This window comes from Devosia equisanguinis (genome assembly GCF_900631955.1).
Lineage (GTDB): Bacteria > Pseudomonadota > Alphaproteobacteria > Rhizobiales > Devosiaceae > Devosia > Devosia equisanguinis.
On sequence record NZ_UZWD01000024.1, the window covers coordinates 1 to 15,942 of the forward strand.

General features: G+C 62.8%; 17 protein-coding genes. 3 read left to right on the forward strand and 14 right to left on the reverse strand.

Annotation, left to right across the window (positions count from 1 at the left end; all coding sequences use genetic code 11):
• Nucleotides 1-218: hypothetical protein (locus DEVEQU_RS19885; protein WP_164550332.1), on the forward strand; the 218-nt coding region annotated here is incomplete at its 5' end.
• Here DEVEQU_RS19885 and DEVEQU_RS09250 read toward each other — a convergent pair.
• The 6 genes from DEVEQU_RS09250 to phnN all read right to left on the reverse strand — a co-directional run bounded on the left by DEVEQU_RS09250 (nucleotide 219) and on the right by phnN (nucleotide 6,595).
• Nucleotides 219-1,634: a phosphohexomutase domain-containing protein gene (locus tag DEVEQU_RS09250; protein WP_126150285.1), complete on the reverse strand. Its 1,416-nt coding sequence runs from the start codon at nucleotides 1,632-1,634 to the stop codon at nucleotides 219-221.
• A 77-nt stretch (nucleotides 1,635-1,711) separates the two neighbouring features.
• On the reverse strand, nucleotides 1,712-3,049 hold the full coding sequence (gene phnE / locus DEVEQU_RS09255; RefSeq protein ID WP_126150286.1) for a phosphonate ABC transporter, permease protein PhnE: 1,338 nt from the start codon (nucleotides 3,047-3,049) through the stop codon (nucleotides 1,712-1,714).
• A complete protein-coding gene (gene phnE / locus DEVEQU_RS09260) occupies nucleotides 3,046-4,020 on the reverse strand; it encodes a phosphonate ABC transporter, permease protein PhnE (RefSeq protein ID WP_126150287.1) in 975 nt (324 codons plus the stop codon). Before phnE (DEVEQU_RS09260) ends, phnE (DEVEQU_RS09255) begins: the two co-directional genes overlap by 4 nt.
• Before the next feature lie 80 nt (nucleotides 4,021-4,100).
• Complete coding sequence (gene phnD / locus DEVEQU_RS09265; RefSeq protein ID WP_126150288.1) at nucleotides 4,101-5,003, reverse strand: phosphonate ABC transporter substrate-binding protein; 903 nt, start codon at nucleotides 5,001-5,003, stop codon at nucleotides 4,101-4,103.
• Nucleotides 5,004-5,070: 67 nt separating this feature from the next.
• Nucleotides 5,071-5,904 (reverse strand): phosphonate ABC transporter ATP-binding protein, encoded by an 834-nt coding sequence (phnC, locus tag DEVEQU_RS09270; protein ID WP_126150289.1) that lies wholly within the window; start codon nucleotides 5,902-5,904, stop codon nucleotides 5,071-5,073.
• A gap of 94 nt (nucleotides 5,905-5,998) precedes the next feature.
• Nucleotides 5,999-6,595, reverse strand: a complete 597-nt coding sequence (gene phnN, locus DEVEQU_RS09275) for a phosphonate metabolism protein/1,5-bisphosphokinase (PRPP-forming) PhnN (RefSeq protein ID WP_126150290.1) — start codon at nucleotides 6,593-6,595, stop codon at nucleotides 5,999-6,001.
• 131 nt (nucleotides 6,596-6,726) lie between these two features.
• Here phnN and DEVEQU_RS09280 point away from each other — a divergent pair, with 131 nt between their 5' ends.
• Nucleotides 6,727-9,156 (forward strand): bifunctional diguanylate cyclase/phosphodiesterase, encoded by a 2,430-nt coding sequence (locus DEVEQU_RS09280; protein ID WP_126150291.1) that lies wholly within the window; start codon nucleotides 6,727-6,729, stop codon nucleotides 9,154-9,156.
• 20 nt (nucleotides 9,157-9,176) lie between these two features.
• Here the strand turns inward: DEVEQU_RS09280 and cobM are convergent, their stop codons facing one another.
• The 7 genes from cobM to cobF are packed head-to-tail and all read right to left on the reverse strand — an operon-like array spanning nucleotide 9,177 to nucleotide 15,207.
• A complete protein-coding gene (gene cobM / locus DEVEQU_RS09285) occupies nucleotides 9,177-9,935 on the reverse strand; it encodes a precorrin-4 C(11)-methyltransferase (protein WP_126150292.1) in 759 nt (252 codons plus the stop codon).
• Complete coding sequence (cbiE, locus tag DEVEQU_RS09290) at nucleotides 9,932-11,143, reverse strand: precorrin-6y C5,15-methyltransferase (decarboxylating) subunit CbiE (RefSeq protein ID WP_126150293.1); 1,212 nt, start codon at nucleotides 11,141-11,143, stop codon at nucleotides 9,932-9,934. Before cbiE ends, cobM begins: the two co-directional genes overlap by 4 nt.
• Nucleotides 11,140-11,895, reverse strand: coding sequence for a precorrin-3B C(17)-methyltransferase (locus tag DEVEQU_RS09295; protein ID WP_126150294.1), 756 nt, complete (start codon nucleotides 11,893-11,895; stop codon nucleotides 11,140-11,142). The genes cbiE and DEVEQU_RS09295 overlap by 4 nt, the downstream gene beginning before the upstream one ends.
• Nucleotides 11,892-12,617 carry a precorrin-2 C(20)-methyltransferase gene (locus DEVEQU_RS09300; protein ID WP_223214161.1) on the reverse strand — a complete coding sequence of 242 codons (726 nt, stop codon included), beginning with the start codon at nucleotides 12,615-12,617 and terminating at the stop codon, nucleotides 11,892-11,894. The genes DEVEQU_RS09295 and DEVEQU_RS09300 overlap by 4 nt, the downstream gene beginning before the upstream one ends.
• Nucleotides 12,614-13,246 carry a precorrin-8X methylmutase gene (locus tag DEVEQU_RS09305; protein ID WP_126150295.1) on the reverse strand — a complete coding sequence of 211 codons (633 nt, stop codon included), beginning with the start codon at nucleotides 13,244-13,246 and terminating at the stop codon, nucleotides 12,614-12,616. The genes DEVEQU_RS09300 and DEVEQU_RS09305 overlap by 4 nt, the downstream gene beginning before the upstream one ends.
• On the reverse strand, nucleotides 13,243-14,424 hold the full coding sequence (locus tag DEVEQU_RS09310; protein ID WP_126150296.1) for a precorrin-3B synthase: 1,182 nt from the start codon (nucleotides 14,422-14,424) through the stop codon (nucleotides 13,243-13,245). The genes DEVEQU_RS09305 and DEVEQU_RS09310 overlap by 4 nt, the downstream gene beginning before the upstream one ends.
• Nucleotides 14,425-14,478: 54 nt before the next feature.
• Nucleotides 14,479-15,207 (reverse strand): precorrin-6A synthase (deacetylating), encoded by a 729-nt coding sequence (gene cobF / locus DEVEQU_RS09315; RefSeq protein ID WP_126150297.1) that lies wholly within the window; start codon nucleotides 15,205-15,207, stop codon nucleotides 14,479-14,481.
• Between the two features lie 135 nt (nucleotides 15,208-15,342).
• Here cobF and copM point away from each other — a divergent pair, with 135 nt between their 5' ends.
• Nucleotides 15,343-15,705 carry a CopM family metallochaperone gene (copM, locus tag DEVEQU_RS09320; RefSeq protein WP_206437819.1) on the forward strand — a complete coding sequence of 121 codons (363 nt, stop codon included), beginning with the start codon at nucleotides 15,343-15,345 and terminating at the stop codon, nucleotides 15,703-15,705.
• A 35-nt stretch (nucleotides 15,706-15,740) separates the two neighbouring features.
• On the opposite strand, the gene DEVEQU_RS09325 is transcribed toward copM, so the two are convergent.
• A complete protein-coding gene (locus DEVEQU_RS09325; RefSeq protein ID WP_126150298.1) occupies nucleotides 15,741-15,941 on the reverse strand; it encodes a heavy-metal-associated domain-containing protein in 201 nt (66 codons plus the stop codon).
• Nucleotide 15,942: the final 1 nt, after the last annotated feature.

The following is a 15,942-nucleotide window of genomic DNA, read 5'->3' on the forward strand; positions in this document are numbered from 1 at the left end:
CCACCCCGCCCATGCTGGTCGAAACGGTGAACATCACCACCAACCCCATGGATTTCCAGCTGATTTTCCGTCCCCCCGGTGGCGGCGGCCTCGCCATAAAGCTCTCCCGCGCCGACCTCCACCGCGTCCTCGAACTCCTCCGCCGCTACACCCAGGAAGCCGATTGGGCCCTCCCCACCCAACCCGGCTGGCTCACCACCCAGGTCACGGTGAATTAGCTAACCCCTTGCCGCCAAATCCTTTTTGGCGGCGGTCAGCCCCCAGTCCAGCGCTGCCTCGGCCGCCTTCTCGTCCGCCGCTTCCACATAGCACCGCAATTCCGGCGCATTGCCCGATGGCCGATAGTGGATCATCGCGCCATCATTAAGCCAGAATTGCAATCCGTCGATTTCGGCGAACCGCTCGATAACACGGGGATAGAAATATTTCTCCGCCCAGCCGCGATCCCGCAAGTCCTTGAGCAGGCTCGCACTTTTCTCCTGCGCCACATCCTCTAACCGCCCTGCCACTGCCGCCCGCAGCGGCAGTGCGTCGACCACCTCGGCCACCGACCGCCCCTCCCGCGCCGCCATCCCGAACGCCCCCAGCAGGGGCAGGACGGCGTCCCGGGTCATCAGGGCGGAAAGGCCATTTCCGACAGAGACTTGGCTCCCAAGCAATGTGCCGCCATTGGCTTCGAAGCCGATGACTGCATTGCCTGCATCGGCCAACGCCTTTTCCATCTCGGCAATCACAAAAGGTGACCCCACCCGCGTCCGGCGAACGGCATGGAAGAAGCCGGTGGCCTCGATGGCATTGTTGGATGTGACTGGCGTAACCACTTGATCTGCGTGGATAAATTGCGCCGCCAGCAGTCCCAGAACATCACCGCGCACGAAGCGCTTCTGTCCATCCATGAGTAGGGGCCGGTCCGCATCGCCGTCTGCCGAGATAATCGCATCGAGCTGATTTTCATCGATCCATCCCGCCAATGGGGCAAATACCGCATCCGAGAACGCCTCGGTATCCACCGCCACAAACCCCTCCACCCGCCCCAACCGCACGACCTCGGCACCATAACTCGAAAAGATCTCGGCGAGGATATCGCGGATAACCGTGGAATGTTCATAGACGCCAATGCGTTGCCCCTTGAGCGCATCGACTGCGAGCACGCCGCGATAGCGCGCGACATAGCGGGTGCGTGCGGCTTCCGCTTCATCCGCGACGGGTTCGCTGTAATTGCCTGCCGGCGCCGCGTCGCGCAGCGCCGCCACGATCCCGGCCTCGTCGGCTTTGCTGATTTCGCCCGATTTCCGGTAGAATTTCAAACCGTTGCGATCCGCCGGAATGTGGCTGCCCGTCACCATGATACTGGGCGCGCCAGCGCTCATCGCGTGCAGGGCCAGAGCAGGCGTGGGGATGGTACCACAGGAAATGGCCGGCACACCCATTTCTGCTGCAGCAGCAGCGCAGTCGGCAATGATCCCTTGCGTGCTGGGACGGTAGTCGCCGGCCAGATATAGCGCTGGCACGGCCTCGCCCAAACCCTGCAGATAGGTGATGAAAGCCGTCGTGTAGCGACGCGCTTCGGCGCCCTGGAGGTCAACGGCAAGGCCGCGCAGGCCGCTGGTGCCGAATTTGAGGCTGTTGGTCATGGCGTCTTCGATCCCTGTGTTGCCAAGGCACTAAAGCAAGGCAACCGTGTTGAAAACAGGGTTTCGACTCCAGACGGCTAGCGATTATTGCCAATGAGGCGAGAGCGGATTGCCGTGCTGAGATTGTCGAAGATGAACACCACCAGCAGGATCAGCAATACCATATACGCCACCTTGTCCCAGTCGGCATTGGTGCCCATGGCCTCGAGCAGTTTTAGCCCGATGCCGCCCGCGCCGACCGCGCCGATGACCGTGGCAGAACGGATGTTGCTTTCCCAGAAGTAGAGGGATTGCGAAACGAAAACGGGCAGCACCTGGGGAACGACACCATAGCGGTTGACCGCGGCTGGGCTTGCGCCCACCGATTTCATGCCTTCACGTTGCTTGTCATCGACGTTCTCCAGCGCTTCCGCATAGACCTTGCCAAGGGCGCCGCTGTCGGTGAAGAAAATCGCGGCAATGCCAGGGATCGGTCCGGGGCCGAAGCCGCGGGTGAAAAACAGCGCCCAGATAAGCATGTCCACCGAGCGCAGGAAGTCGAAGAAGCGCTTCATCAGCCAGTTGGCGGGGCGGCTGGCGGTGATGTTGCGTGCGGCCAGGAAGGCCAGTGGGAAGGCAAAGACGGTGGCGAGCAGCGTGCCGACGAAAGCCATGACCAGCGTCTGCATGAGCTTGGATAGGATATCTGCATGTTGCCAGGTCTGGTTGCCCATGAACTGCTCATAGACGAGTTGCACATTGGGTGTGCCGGTGACCAGCTGTTCGCCTGAGAAAATCAAGCCGAAGGTGGAGATGAGGTCACGCCCCCAGAGCGGGGAGCGCGGGTCGTAAAGAAAATTGGCCCATCCCAGGAAGCGTCGCTGCACATAGACTTGGTTGTTACGGATCTCCGCCTGCCCCTCGAAGCCAAAGTCCACGGTGACCTTTTGCCGGTCCTGCACAATAGCGGCCGGCGCCCCTTCTGGCGCCAATGCGCCGTCGGCGGTGATCGCCACCTGCCAGACCTTGCCCTCGAGAAGGACGTCGACTTCCTGTGGTGTGACTTCGAGGCGGTCGGTCGCTCCAAAGGTAACGGTCATCCCGCCATCGGCGCGTGGCGTCAGCCAGTCGATTTCTGCGTTGGCGGGATATTGACCGCGGCTAGACCATTGCGCCGTAACCTCACCGTTCTCGCCGAAGCGCAGCCGTGGTTGGGCGCGCCAGCTATACCAGTCCTGCAGATAGATAGCGGCGCGATCCCACTTGCCGTTTTGGAGTGCCGGGCCGACATTGAAAAACATCCAGGCGAAGGCCAGGTAGAGCAGTGCCGCAACGATACCGATCAACAGCCCATAGCGTCTGATGGCCGACCTGTTGAACACTTCGGGAAACTTGGTCTCTAGCCGCTTGCGCTCGGCAGTGCTGATGGCGCTCATGCGGCGGCCCTTCCCAATTCGAATCCCTGATTGCCGACAAGTCGCCGGCGCAGCCATCCGGAGAATTGGTCGATGGCAATGATGGTGATCAGCAGAAGAATGATGATGGCATAGGTTTGGGCGGCATAATCGCGCCCGATGGAAAGCCGGAACACTTCGCCAATACCGCCACCGCCCACGGCGCCGATGATGGTGGAGGCGCGCACATTGATTTCGAGCCGCAGCAGCGTGTAGCTGACGAAATTGGGCATCACCTGTGGGACGATGGCGTAGCGCACGCGTTCGAGCCAGGTTGCGCCGACCGATTTGAGGCCTTCATCGGGCTTCATGTCGACATTCTCGACCACCTCGAAGAACAGCTTTCCGAGCGCGCCGATCGTGTGCAGGGCGATGGCAACGATGGCGGCGATCGGTCCGATGGACAGTATGGCGGTGAGCAACCCCGCGATGACGATTTCGGGAAAGGCGCGCATCACTTCCATGATGCGGCGCACACTCCAGCGCACGGCACGCGCGCCAACCAGATTGGTGGCAGCAAAGAAGCAAAGCAGGAAAGCAATCGCGCCGCCGATAATGGTCGCGACGATGGCGATATTGACCGTCACCACCAGCTGATAAATGAAATAGGGAATATAGAGCGTATCGGTCAGATAGACGCGGTTGGCGGTGTAGTCATATTTCTGTGAGCCATCGAGATAGGGCGATGGCAGATCGAACATGGCGCGCACAATTTCGAGCGGATCGCGCGGCAAGAAAGTCTTGATGAAGTCGAACATATAGGGCAGACGCTCGATGAATTTGCCCGAGTTCTGTGCATTCGCGAAAGCCATGGCGGCGGCAAGTGCGGCAATCAGCCCAACGACGATGACTAGGCTGTAGATGCGGCGGTTGAACACCTGTGCGCGATAGTGGCGCAGCACGGTTTCACCAGCGGGTGACAGCCCGGGCAGATTTTGGGAGATGTCGGCCATGGGCAGTGCGTCTCCAACGGATGGATGCCACCGGAAAAGAATGGTGGCGGTGATCGAGCACCGCCACCGCAGAATTGGACTTAGCCGCCGATCACCGACTTACGGGCATCGATGATGGTCTGGTAGAAGCTCGGATCGACTTCGATGTAGTCGGTATTGGCGCCCTGGGTATATGCCTGGAAGCAGGCCAGGTCGGTCTTGGGCAGCTGCTTGAAATAGTCTTCGACCTTGGTCTTGAGCTCGGCCGGCAGCTTGTTGGAGACCATTAGCGGGCCGTTCGGGATCAGCGGCGAGCGCCACACTTCCACGATATCGTCCATATCCAGATTGCCCTTGGCGACCATCTGGTGGAGATTGCCACCGGAATAACCCTCGGCCCATTCGCCAACACCGGAACCGAAAGTGGTGCCGGCATCGAACTGGCCGTCGAGAACCGCGAGAACCAGGTTCTCGTGGCCGCCGCCGAAGCCGGTTTCAGCGAAGTACTGGTCGATCGGCATGCCGAGTTCTGCCGGCAGGGCGACGTTGGGAATGAGGTAGCCAGAGGTGGAGTCGGGATCGGCGAAGCCAAGCTTCTTGCCCTTGAGATCAGCAAGCGTCTTGATGCCGCTATCGGCGCGGGCCACCATGAGCGTGTAATAGCCGCTCGAACCGTCGGAACCGGTATAGGTGAGGATCGGGTCGACGGCCTCGGGGTCCTTCAGATAGATCGAGGCATAGGACGATGCGCCCATGGAGGCGATGTCGATGGTGCCGCCGAGCAGGCCCTGGATAACGCCGTTATAGTCCGGCGAGGGGAAGATCTGCACTTCGGCAACGCCGGTCGCGGCCTTCAGGCCATCGGCGACGCACTGGGTGTTGCGGATCTGGTCGGCTTCGTTTTCTGAGCCATCCAGACCAATGCGCAGGACCGACACGTCTTGGGCAAAGGCGGCGGTGGACAGGGTAAGGGCCACAGTGGCCAGGAGCAGTTTGCGGATCACGGGAAGTCTCCTTTGGTGACGCGTGAGAGATCGGCAACCGGCTTGCCGGCTGCGGAACGGGGTTAAATCAGGGGGCCTGCTGCGCATTGGTTGGCGTGCGGGGCAGGCGAGGGGCGCTGAGCGGCGCCAGCGATGTCGACGTCATCGCTTCCGAGAACGCCTCCTTGAGGCCATCGGCGCCGTAGATGGCGCGCGCCACATCGGTGGTGAGTTCATCGGGGCTGCCGTCGAACACCACGCGACCGGCGCTCATGCCGATGATGCGCTGGCAATAGGCGCGAGCGGTATCGAGCGTGTGCAGATTGGTGATGACGGTTATGCCTTCGGCATTGATGTCGCGCAGGCTGTCCATGACGATCTGGGCGTTGCGCGGATCGAGGCTGGCAATAGGCTCGTCGGCCAGGATTAGCTTGGGCTTCTGCATCAGCGCCCTGGCGATGGCGACACGCTGCTGCTGGCCGCCGGACAGTGTCTGCGCCCACTGCGTGGCAGTCTGGGCGATATCGAGCCGCTCCAAGGCCTTGAGGGCCTCATATTGCTCGTCTGCCGAAAAGATCTGCAGCAGGTTGAGCAGGGGATTGCGGCCATTGAGGCGGCCGAGCATGACATTGGTGATCACGTCGAGGCGCGGCACCAGGTTGAACTGCTGAAAAATCATGGCGCAGTCGCGCTGCCAATTGCGCAGTGCCTGGCCACGCAGGCTGGATACCTCCAGGCCATCGAAATCGATGATGCCCGAAGACACGTCGTTGAGCCGGTTGATCATCCTCAGAAGGGTGGATTTGCCGGCCCCCGAGCGACCGATAATGCCCACCATTTGTCCGTCGGCGATCTCCAGGTTCACATTGTCGACGGCGGTCTTGTCGCCGAAGCGTCTGGTTACCTTTGAGATCCGGAGCATCGGGCAGGTCCCTGCTGTTCAAGCCGGATGCCTGCCTAGGGGCTGGGTATGAAACGGGCGTGTCGGATGGGTGACGATCCGATGACAGCAAAGTCTAGCGTGCCGCGAGGCCACGCAATGTGGTCACCAAGGCCATCCCCGCCATTTCGAGAGATCCGGAATTGTCGATCTTGACCAGATCGTTTTCCTCGGCTTGCCAGGCGTCGAGACGGGCCAGCCGCAGCGCAATGCTGGCGTCATCTTCCCGGCCGCGCGAGCGCAGGCGTTGCTCGACAATGGCCCGCGGCGCTGTAATGGCGATAGGCAAGGTCCGCGGAAAGCGTTCGCGCGCCGCCGCGATCATGCCGCGCGAAAGATTGGCAACGACCACCTTGCCGGCATCCACCGCAGCCGACGCCGACATCGGTATGCCATAATGCAGGCCATGTGCCGGCCAATGCAGGCAGAACGCGTTGTTCTCCACCAGCCGCGTGAACTCTTTTTCGGTCACACCGATAAAGTCTTCGCCGCCCGCCGTTGTCGGGCGCGTCACGGTTCTGCGCACAAAGACCATATCGGCTTCATTGCGCAGTTCAGTGGCCGCATAGGCAAGCACGCTGTCCTTGCCCACCCCGCTTGGTCCGACCACAGGCACAAAGACGCCTGCAGTCGCGCTGCTTGGTATCGATGAATTTCGGTAAGCATAAGTCATTTATGGGCAGGGATAGCGACGCCATGTGACAGGAAAGCGACGTGTTTTCGACCGCGGCGTAACCGATCCGTAAGCCGCTCGAAGTATGTTGGGGCAATTACGGATGGCGGATTGCGAACGTGTACCCAGTAATGGAATTTTTCTTCCGCGGCCATGACTTGCGCTTTGTGGTGCTGGCCGCTGTGATCTGCCTGATCTCCGCCTATGCCTGTGTGACGCTTGCGCGCCATGCTGCGCGTGTCGCCGGACAGCTGCGCATGCTGTGGTGTGCGGTCTCGGCCCTGGTCGTGGGGTTCGGTATCTGGGCCACTCATTTCATCGCCATGCTGGCCTTCCGGCCCGGCTTCGAGCTCAGCTATGACCTGGGTCTCACCGCAGTCTCGCTGCTGATCGCCGTGATCATCTGCGGTGGCGGTCTGGCACTTGCTATCCATGGCGATGGTCGCAGGGATCATCTTCTCGGCGGTGCCGTCGTCGGTGTCGGCATTTCGGCCATGCACTATGTCGGCATCGCTGCGCTGTTGCTCGGCGGCTCCATGCAGTGGAGCAACGGTCTGATCGGCCTTTCCATCCTGGCCGGCATCGCCTTCTCTGCTGCAGCGCTGGCCAGCGCCATGGGCGGTGGGCGTAATCGTGTCATCGGCGGAGCGGCGCTGTTGACGCTGGCGATCTGCTCCATGCACTTCACCGCCATGGGCGCGGCCGATTTTTCGCTCTGCTTCCCGTTCATGAATGTTGAGCACCAGATTGACAGCACGCTGATGTCCATCGCGGTGGCGCTGATATCGCTGATCATCTTGACCGCAGCTTTTGGCGGTTTGCTGCTCGATGAGGCTGACCGACGGCGGACGATGCGGGAGCAGCGGCGCCAGCTGGAAGATGCGGAACGCTTGGCGGAAGTCTCCAATAAGCTCACGCTGGCGCTCGCCCATATGGGGCAGGGCTTGGTGCTTTTCGGCAGCGACGCGCGCGTGCAATTGCATAATGAGCGTGTCATGCAGATGCTGGATCTGCCGTCCCATATCGAGCTTAAGGGCATGCATCTTGACGCCATCTGCCGCATGCTTTTGCGCGATGGCAAGGATCAGGACGATATCGAGAGCAGAGGTTGCCAACTGGCAAAGCAACATCTGGACATGGTCAAGCATGGCGGCGGCGAATCGGTGGAAACCGTCAACGGCTCTCGCTCTATCCGGGTTCGCCACTCGCTCGTGGGCGACGGGTCTTGGGTGACCACAATCGAGGACATCTCCGAGCGCGTCCGCAGCGAGGCCGCAATCGCCCACCTGGCGCAGCACGACGCCTTGACCGGTCTGCCCAACCGCATGCGCTTCGATCAGATATTTGAAGAGCAATTGTCGGAGTCCCATCGGGGCGACAAGAAACTGGCGGTGATCGCGATCGACCTCGATCGTTTCAAGGAGATCAACGATTCCTATGGACATTCCATGGGCGATGCCGTCTTGCGCACACTGGCGGAGCGGCTGACGGCCAATCTTGCGCCCGGCGAGGTCATTGCGCGCCTCGGCGGCGACGAATTTGCTGCCCTCAAGAGCTTCACCAAGATGGAAGGCCTGCGCGAATTCCTGCACCGGCTGGAAAAGGCGATCTTTGCAAAAGTCGTCCATGACGACGTCGCGATGGTGACCTCTGGCAGTATTGGTGTTGCCATTTACCCGCAGGACGGCACCGATCGGTCCAAGCTGCTCAACAATGCCGATCTCGCCATGTATCGTGCCAAGGCGGAGTTCGATCAGCGCATCTGCTACTATGAGCGGGAAATGGACGAGCAGGCGCGCCAGCGCCGTGCCATGGCCCGCGATCTGTGGACGGCGGTGGAGGAAAACGCCTTCACGCTAGCCTATCAGGTGCAAAAGTCGATCTCCAGCGGACACATTACAGGGTACGAAGTGTTGTTGCGCTGGGATCGGCCGGGTTTCGGCCCGGTGTCTCCGGCGGAGTTCATTCCGGTGGCAGAGGAATGCGGCGCCATCTATGCCATCGGGGCTTGGGTGCTGAAGACGGCATGCGAGGACGCGGCAACCTGGCCCGAGCCCTACAAGATCGCCGTCAATGTCTCCGGGCTGCAACTGGCGCAGTTCGAGCTCGTTGACATGGTCAAGATGGTGCTCATGCAATCCGGCCTGGCGCCGGGGCGTTTGGAACTTGAGGTGACCGAGACGGCCATCATTGCCGACAAGAAGCGCGCCTTGGCCATATTGAGCCAGATTCGGTCGCTGGGCGTGCAGATCGCCATTGACGACTTTGGTACCGGCTATTCGTCGCTCGAGACGCTGCGCAGCTTCCCGTTCGACAAGATCAAGCTGGACCGCTCATTCATGAGCGAGGTGGAAACCAACGAGCAATCCAAGGCCATCGTACGCGCTATTCTCGCGCTTGGCCGTAGTCTGCGCGTGCCGGTGCTGGCCGAGGGCGTGGAGACCCGCGCCCAGCTCGATGTGCTGCGCGATGAGGGCTGTAACGAGGCTCAGGGTTTCCTGCTGGGGCGCCCCGGACGTATCGATTGGGCCGATATGCTGGAGCTGCCCCTGCGGGCCTGACAATTGCGTTGGGAAGCGCCTTAGCGCCGGTCTCGGAACCGGCGCTGGTAGTCGGGGTCATAGAGGGCGCTTTCGCGGAAATCGCTGACGTCCAGGCTCTTGCCGACGAAGATGATTGCCGTGCGCTCAACCGGGTTTTCGGCGAAGCGCTCGGCGATGTCGCCCAGCGTACCGCGCAGGATCATCTGCTCTGGCCAACTGGCATGGGCCACGATGGCGACGGGACAGTCGGCGCCATAGAGCGGGGTCAGTTCCGCCACGACCCTGTCGAGTGCATGGATTGCCAGATGAATGGCCAGCGTCGCCCCGGTGGCGCCGAACCCCGCCAGTGTTTCGCCTTCGGGCATTGGCGAGGCGCGCCCGGAGAGGCGGGTCAGAACCAGGCTCTGCGCTAGACCAGGTATGGTCATTTCCTGCCCGAGCGCGGCTGCTGCCGCGGCGAAAGCCGGCACGCCGGGGGTCAGGGTATAGTCGATCCCAAGTCGGTTGAGGCGCCGGATTTGTTCCGCCACTGCGCTCCAGACCGAAAGGTCGCCGGAATGCAGCCGCGCCACGTCTTTGCCTTCGGCGCTGGCCCGGACATATTCGGTCTCGATTTCGTCGAGCGACATTGGCGCGGTGTCGACGAGGCGCGCACCGGGAGGACACCAATCCAGCATGGCACGCGGCACGATGGAGCCGGCGTAAAGGCAAATGTCGCAGCGGGCAAGCAGGTCGCGTCCACGCACGGTGATGAGATCGGCAGCGCCGGGGCCGGCGCCGATGAAATGAATGGTCATGGCTTGGTCCAGCGCAGTTGCGTCACCGGCATTGCCGGCCGCCAGCCCGTCATGCTGCCCACCTCAGCGGCGCGCGCCACGGCGATGCGGGTGAGTTCGCCCCCATGCTCGGCGTGAAAGGCAAGGAGCATCTGTTCCATCTCGAGCGTCACCGCATTGGCGACCAGCCGGCCACCCGGGCGGAGCGCGGCCTGCGCGGCAGCAAAAACACCGTCCTTGGAGCCACCGCCCCCCACGAAAATGGCATGGGGTGGTGGCAGGCCGTCGAGCACCGCTGGCGCAAATCCCTGGACCACTTGCAGTTCAGGTACACCGAACGCCTTGGCATTGCGGGTAATCTGGGCTGCCCGATCCGTCCGCGCTTCGATGGCAATACTGCGCAGGCTCGGATCGGACAGCATCCACTCGACACTGACTGAGCCGGAACCGGCGCCAATATCCCACAACACTTCGTGCCGCCGCGGCGCCAGTGCCGCCAGAGTCAGGGCGCGGATATCCCGCTTGGTGATCTGCCCGTCATGCTCGAACAGGTCGTCGTCAATTCCTGGCGTCAGCGGCAGGATACGCGCGCCGGGCAGTGGAACCACTGTGACTGCGCAGATATTGAGCGGGTCGATATCGTCGAGAGCGAAGAACTCGGCCATTTGCGAGCGCACACGCTCGCGCAGTCCGCCCATCGCTTCAAGCACAGTGATGATCGAGCGTCCAAATCCCGCCCCGGTGAGCAGCGCCGCCAGCCTTGCCGGTCCGCTCTGGTCAGAGGTCAGCGCCAGGATGCGTGCCGCCGGATGCAGAAACGGCAGAATGTGTTCCTCTGCGCGTCCATGGAGCGAGAGGCTGACCACGTCCTGCAGCGGCCAGCCGAGCCGTGCAGCCGCCAGGCTGAAACTGGAAGGATGCGGGAGAACACGCATCTGCGCCGGATCGACCTGTCGTGACAGGGTAGCGCCCACGCCGTAGTGGAATGGATCGCCGGAGGCCAGAACGCAGACGGTGCGACCTTTGGCTGCAAGGATCGCCTCGACGGATCGAGAAAATGGCGAAAGCCACGCGTGTCTTTCCCCCAAGATCGCCTCGGCAGCCAGCTCGAGATGCCGGCTGCCGCCGAAGACCAGCTCGGCGCCTTGGATGGCAGCGCGCGCGGCGGGAGACAGGCCCTCGAGCCCATCCTCGCCAATGCCGACTATTGTGAGCCAGGCATCACTCACACCCCCACTCCACGTGGGGAATAAACCAGCGGATCGCGCCCGGGACGCTCAATAACGCGGGTCTCCGCCGACCCGATGATGACACAGGTCGCCATGTCGGCATGCTGATGCTCGGCTTCGCCAAGAGGCACCACGGCGAAGCGCTCGTCCGGCCGCCCGATGGCCCGGCCAAAGATCACTGGGGTCGTCACGGGTAATATCTCGCGCAGGATTTTGAAGGCGGTGGGCAATTGCCAGGGACGCGCCTTGGATACGGGGTTGTAGAGCGCCGTCACCAGCCCGGCATCGGCCACCGCGCGCAGGCGCCGCTCAATGACATCCCAGGGCTTGAGATTGTCGGAGAGGGAAATCGCGCAGAAATCATGCCCCAGCGGCGCTCCTGCGCGGGCTGCAACCGCCAGCATCGCAGTTACGCCGGGCAGCACGGCAATGTCGAGCCGCCGCCACGTCTCGGGACCGGTTTCCACGGCCTCGCAGATCGCCGCTGCCATGGCGAAGACACCAGGGTCGCCCCCGGAGACGACGCAGACCGAGGCTCCGCCGGCGGCCGCATTGAGCGCGGCTCGGGCGCGGTCAATCTCCTCGCGATTGTCCGAGGCCATGCGCTTCTGATCGGGCCGCAGGTCGAGCCGGTCGAGATAGGGACCGTAGCCGAAGAACATCTCGGCCGCCGCAATGGCCGCGAGCGTTTCGGGCGTAGTCTGGCCGGGATTGCCCGGGCCGGTGCCGACGACGACGAGCTTGCCGGTCATGGGCGTTCGCTCCAGCCGGCGACGAGCAGCAGCGAAAAATAAGGCGCCGTATCATCGGGCTTGTCTGCGAGACGGACAGACTGGCCATTGGCCATGGTGCCGCGCTCGACATAGACAGCGTCAGCGAGCCGGTTGGCGGCGGCAAGTGCACGGCGGACCTTTGGCAGATTGCGGCCCAGCTTCATGATCACCGCACCATCGCTATCCTCAAGTCGGCGCACGAGCTCCGCTTCATCGAGCGTGCCGGGCAAAACCGTCAGCACCTCGTCACCCTGCACCAGCGGCAGGCCGGCGCTGGACCAGCAGCCGGACATGGCGGTGATCCCCGGTATGACCTCGGTGGGATAATGCGGTGCCAGGCGGACATGCAGGTGCATGTAGCTGCCATAGAAGAGCGGATCGCCTTCACTCAGCACGGCGACGCTGCGACCGGCATCGAGATGGACTGCGATGCGGGCGGCCGCCTCGGCGTAAAAGTCGCCGATTTGCTGCCGATAGTCGGTGTGATGGCGATGAATCTCGGTGGTCACCGGATAGTCCAGCGCCTCCTCGATCTGGCCCGGCCGCATATGCTCAGCCACGATGGCGCGCGCATTGCTGGAATTACCCCGCTTGGCAAAGAAGGCAACCACGTCGGCGCCGGCAATGATGCGCGCCGCCTTGAGGGTCAGCAGTTCCGGGTCGCCGGGACCAGTGCCGACGCCATAGAGATGCCCGCTCACAGCCCTGGCCTCGCCAATGCATTGAGACAAGCCGAGGTCATGGCGCTGCCGCCAAGCCGGCCGCGCACGATGGCGAAGGGGACGCCATAGCTGTTTTCGGCCAGCGCATCCTTTGACTCCGCTGCTCCGACGAAGCCGACAGGCATGCCGATAATGGCCGCCGGTTTGGGCGCGCCATCGCGCATCATTTCCAGTAGGTGAAAGAGGGCCGTGGGCGCATTGCCGATGGCAACAACTGCCCCGGCGAGCCTGTCGCGCCACAGTTCGAGCGCCGCCGCCGAGCGCGTGGTGCCCAGCCGGGCCGCCAGTTCCGGTGTTTGTGGGTCGCGCAGCGTGCAGATGACGGCATTGTCGGCGGGCAGGCGGGCCGCGGTGATCCCGCGCGCCACCATTTCCGCGTCGCAGAATACTGGGGCGCCAGCCCTCAGCGCTTCGCGCGCGGCGGTCACGAAACCGGGGCCGAAAACGAAGTGCCGCGCCGCCTCCACCATGCCGGCCGCATGGATCATGCGCACGGCCAGTTCTGCTTCGTCTTCGGAAAAGGCAGACAGGTCAGCCTCGGCACGAATGATCGCGAAAGACCGGCGATAAATGGCGTCGCCGTCCTTTATGTAGTCGTATTCCGTCATTGGTCTTCCCGAGCCAGCAGTGCTTCCAGGGAGAATGCAATGCCGCTTTCGTTCACAATTCGATCAGGCGTATCGCTTGCGCGGCCGCCGATGACAAGACCAATGCCCTGCGGCACGCCGACCATGGTCATGTCGGCGCGCTGCGGATGTGCACAGCCCTTGCTGCATCCAGAGACATGCAAATGCTGGCCCATCGGCATTTTTTCCGCCAGCGCCGCGCCAATGGCCCGTGCATCGATGAGGCCAGAGGCGCATCCGCGATTGCCGATACAGGCGCTGACCCGCAGTCGCGGATCATCAGGCTGGGTGATGAATCCGAGCGCCGCCGCCTCAATCACAAGCGCTTTGTTTGCTGCGTCGAGCAGCAGCCCATGCCGGGGCGCCAGGCTGATGCATGGCGTTTCGTGCAAAATGGCAGCATCGGCCAAGGCGATCACAGTATCGCCCTGCATGGCGGCGAAGGGCAGGGCGATGCCATATCCCGCGCCGTCGCGCAGGACATAGGGGCCAATAAGAGCTTCAGCCTCGTCTCGACGACCCTCCTCCCTGGTCGGAAAGAGATCGGTGGCGCGCGCTGCTGGGCCCAACGCCGCAAGCGCAGAAAGCAGTGCAAGGCTGGCAGCAACGGCGCCGGAAGCAGTCATAGTTTGGGGCGATCCGCCGCCCATGGAGACACTCCAGCAATCGCGGTCCTCGGCCACCAGGCGAATGTCGGCCTTGAGGGCCGCGAGAGATATCTGGCCGCCGCCGTCGACAACCACCGAAACCTTGGGGCCCAGTTGGGCAGCAATGGTGCGCGTCCCCTCGACTAACGCTTGGGCGAACAGGCGGGGATCGGCGCGCTCGGTGGGATCAGCGCCGGCAAGCGGAGAGAGGTCAATGACGAGGCCTGACTCCAGTGCAACCAGCCCTGAAACGGCTTCGGCGAAATGGCGCGCGCTGGCATCGCTTAGTCCGCGCACCTGAAGATTGCCGCGGGCCGAGACCTCCAACAGGCCATTGCCATGGTTAAGCGCCAGCGCTGCAATCTCTCGCAACTGCCGGGGCGTGAGGCGGCGTTGCGCAACCCGGATGCGGGCCAAAAGGCCATCGCCGGTTCGCATCGGTGCCGTCAGCGTCGGGCAGGCGCCGCGTCGGCGCGCGCTCGCCCCCACAATCGCTGTTATCGCCTCGTTCACGTGCACTTGTCCCGATCTTTCCCGGCCAGCTTTAGCAGTCTTTGCTCGGTGCGGCTATGCCGGCTTGCGCAACAGATAGGTGTCCATGATCCACCCATGGCGGGCGCGGGCAGTCTGGCGGGTGGCGACGATATCCTCGGTGACGTCGCCCAGCCGCCCAGCTATCAGAATCTGGTCAGGCGATCCGAGATAGGCGCCCCAGAAAATCTCCAGATCGGGATCGGCCTGCAGGAAGGCCAACTGCCCGTCGAGCATGACCACTGTGTCTTCATGCACCGTGCCAAGCCTGCGGCCGGTGGTGATCACGACCGGTTCGCCAATGCGGTTGAGCGGAATTCCATGCGCCGCTGTCAACGCCTGGATGGCTGTGATCCCAGGCACCACCTCAACGCGATGCGGCGTTTTGAGCCGCTCGAGAATGCGAAGTGTCGAATCGTAGAGCCCTGGGTCGCCCCAGACCAGGAAACCGCCGGTACTGTTTTCCGGAATTTGCGCGACCAGCCCCTCATAAATGTCGGCCAGTGCCGCATGCCAGTCGTCCACGCCCTGGCCGTAATCTGGCTGGTCGGCATTGCGCCGGGGCACAGCATAGCCGGCCTGGCGACTGTCGGGCCGCGTGACGAAGCGCTCGATGATTGTCCGGCGCAGTCCGGCAAGGTCCGCCTTGGCTGCGCCTTTGTCGGGGATAAACAGAATTTCGGCGCGGTTGAGCGCGGCGATGGCGGCAAGCGTCAGGTGTTCGGGGCTGCCGGTGCCGATGCCGATGACGAGAACAGTTTTCACGCGCCTCTTCCGCTTCTGCCGCCGCGGCCACGGTTCCATCGCCGCAGCAATTTGACCCGCCCGGGTCGCCTTTGCCGTCTTGACCTTGCCATCTGGGAAGGCGGCAAAAGCAAATCTCCAGCAAGGGAGTATCCCATGAACGTCGTCATGAAAACCGTCTCTGTCGCCGCTATTCTTGTGGCCTTCACTCTGGGCGCCTCAGCGCAAGACCACTCTGGGCACGGCGCCGCCTCTGGTGCCGACAGTGCGGCGACCATGGCCTACAAGGACGCAAATATGCGTATGCATGCGGCCATGGACATCGACTACACCGGCAATGCCGATGCCGACTTCATCCGGGGCATGATTCCCCACCACGAAGGTGCGGTCGCCATGGCCAAGATCGTGCTCGAACACGGCACCGACCCGGAGGTGCGTAACCTGGCCGAAGCTGTGATTGCGGCGCAGGAAGGCGAAATCGCCTGGATGAAGCAATGGCTGTCGCGCAACGGCTACTGACCGGGCCTTCCGACCTGGTCAGTGCTGGGCTGCCATCAGGCGGCTTCCGGAGTATAGCCGGCTTCGCGTATGGCGTCTTCGGCCTTGGACCTGTCGCCCGTGAAGCTGACCCGATGCGTCGCGAGATCGACGTCGACCTGGGCGCCCGGCAGGGCGTCCTCGATGGCCTTTCGCACCGTGCCTACGCAGTGGTTGCAGGTCATGTCGTTGATCACAAGTGTGGTTTTCTCGGTCATT

Excerpts from the sequence above, each read along its gene's own strand:
- phnE (WP_126150286.1), bottom strand. The coding sequence starts at position 3,049 with ATGAGCGCCATCAGCACTGCCGAGCGCAAGCGGCTAGAGACCAAGTTT.
- copM (WP_206437819.1), top strand. The coding sequence starts at position 15,343 with ATGAACGTCGTCATGAAAACCGTCTCTGTCGCCGCTATTCTTGTGGCC.
- cobM (WP_126150292.1), bottom strand. The coding sequence starts at position 9,935 with ATGACCATTCATTTCATCGGCGCCGGCCCCGGCGCTGCCGATCTCATC.
- phnN (WP_126150290.1), bottom strand. The coding sequence starts at position 6,595 with ATGACTTATGCTTACCGAAATTCATCGATACCAAGCAGCGCGACTGCA.
- DEVEQU_RS09325 (WP_126150298.1), bottom strand. The coding sequence starts at position 15,941 with ATGACCGAGAAAACCACACTTGTGATCAACGACATGACCTGCAACCAC.
- phnE (WP_126150287.1), bottom strand. The coding sequence starts at position 4,020 with ATGGCCGACATCTCCCAAAATCTGCCCGGGCTGTCACCCGCTGGTGAA.
- DEVEQU_RS09280 (WP_126150291.1), top strand. The coding sequence starts at position 6,727 with ATGGAATTTTTCTTCCGCGGCCATGACTTGCGCTTTGTGGTGCTGGCC.
- DEVEQU_RS09305 (WP_126150295.1), bottom strand. The coding sequence starts at position 13,246 with ATGACGGAATACGACTACATAAAGGACGGCGACGCCATTTATCGCCGG.
- DEVEQU_RS09295 (WP_126150294.1), bottom strand. The coding sequence starts at position 11,895 with ATGACCGGCAAGCTCGTCGTCGTCGGCACCGGCCCGGGCAATCCCGGC.
- DEVEQU_RS09250 (WP_126150285.1), bottom strand. The coding sequence starts at position 1,634 with ATGACCAACAGCCTCAAATTCGGCACCAGCGGCCTGCGCGGCCTTGCC.
- phnC (WP_126150289.1), bottom strand. The coding sequence starts at position 5,904 with ATGCTCCGGATCTCAAAGGTAACCAGACGCTTCGGCGACAAGACCGCC.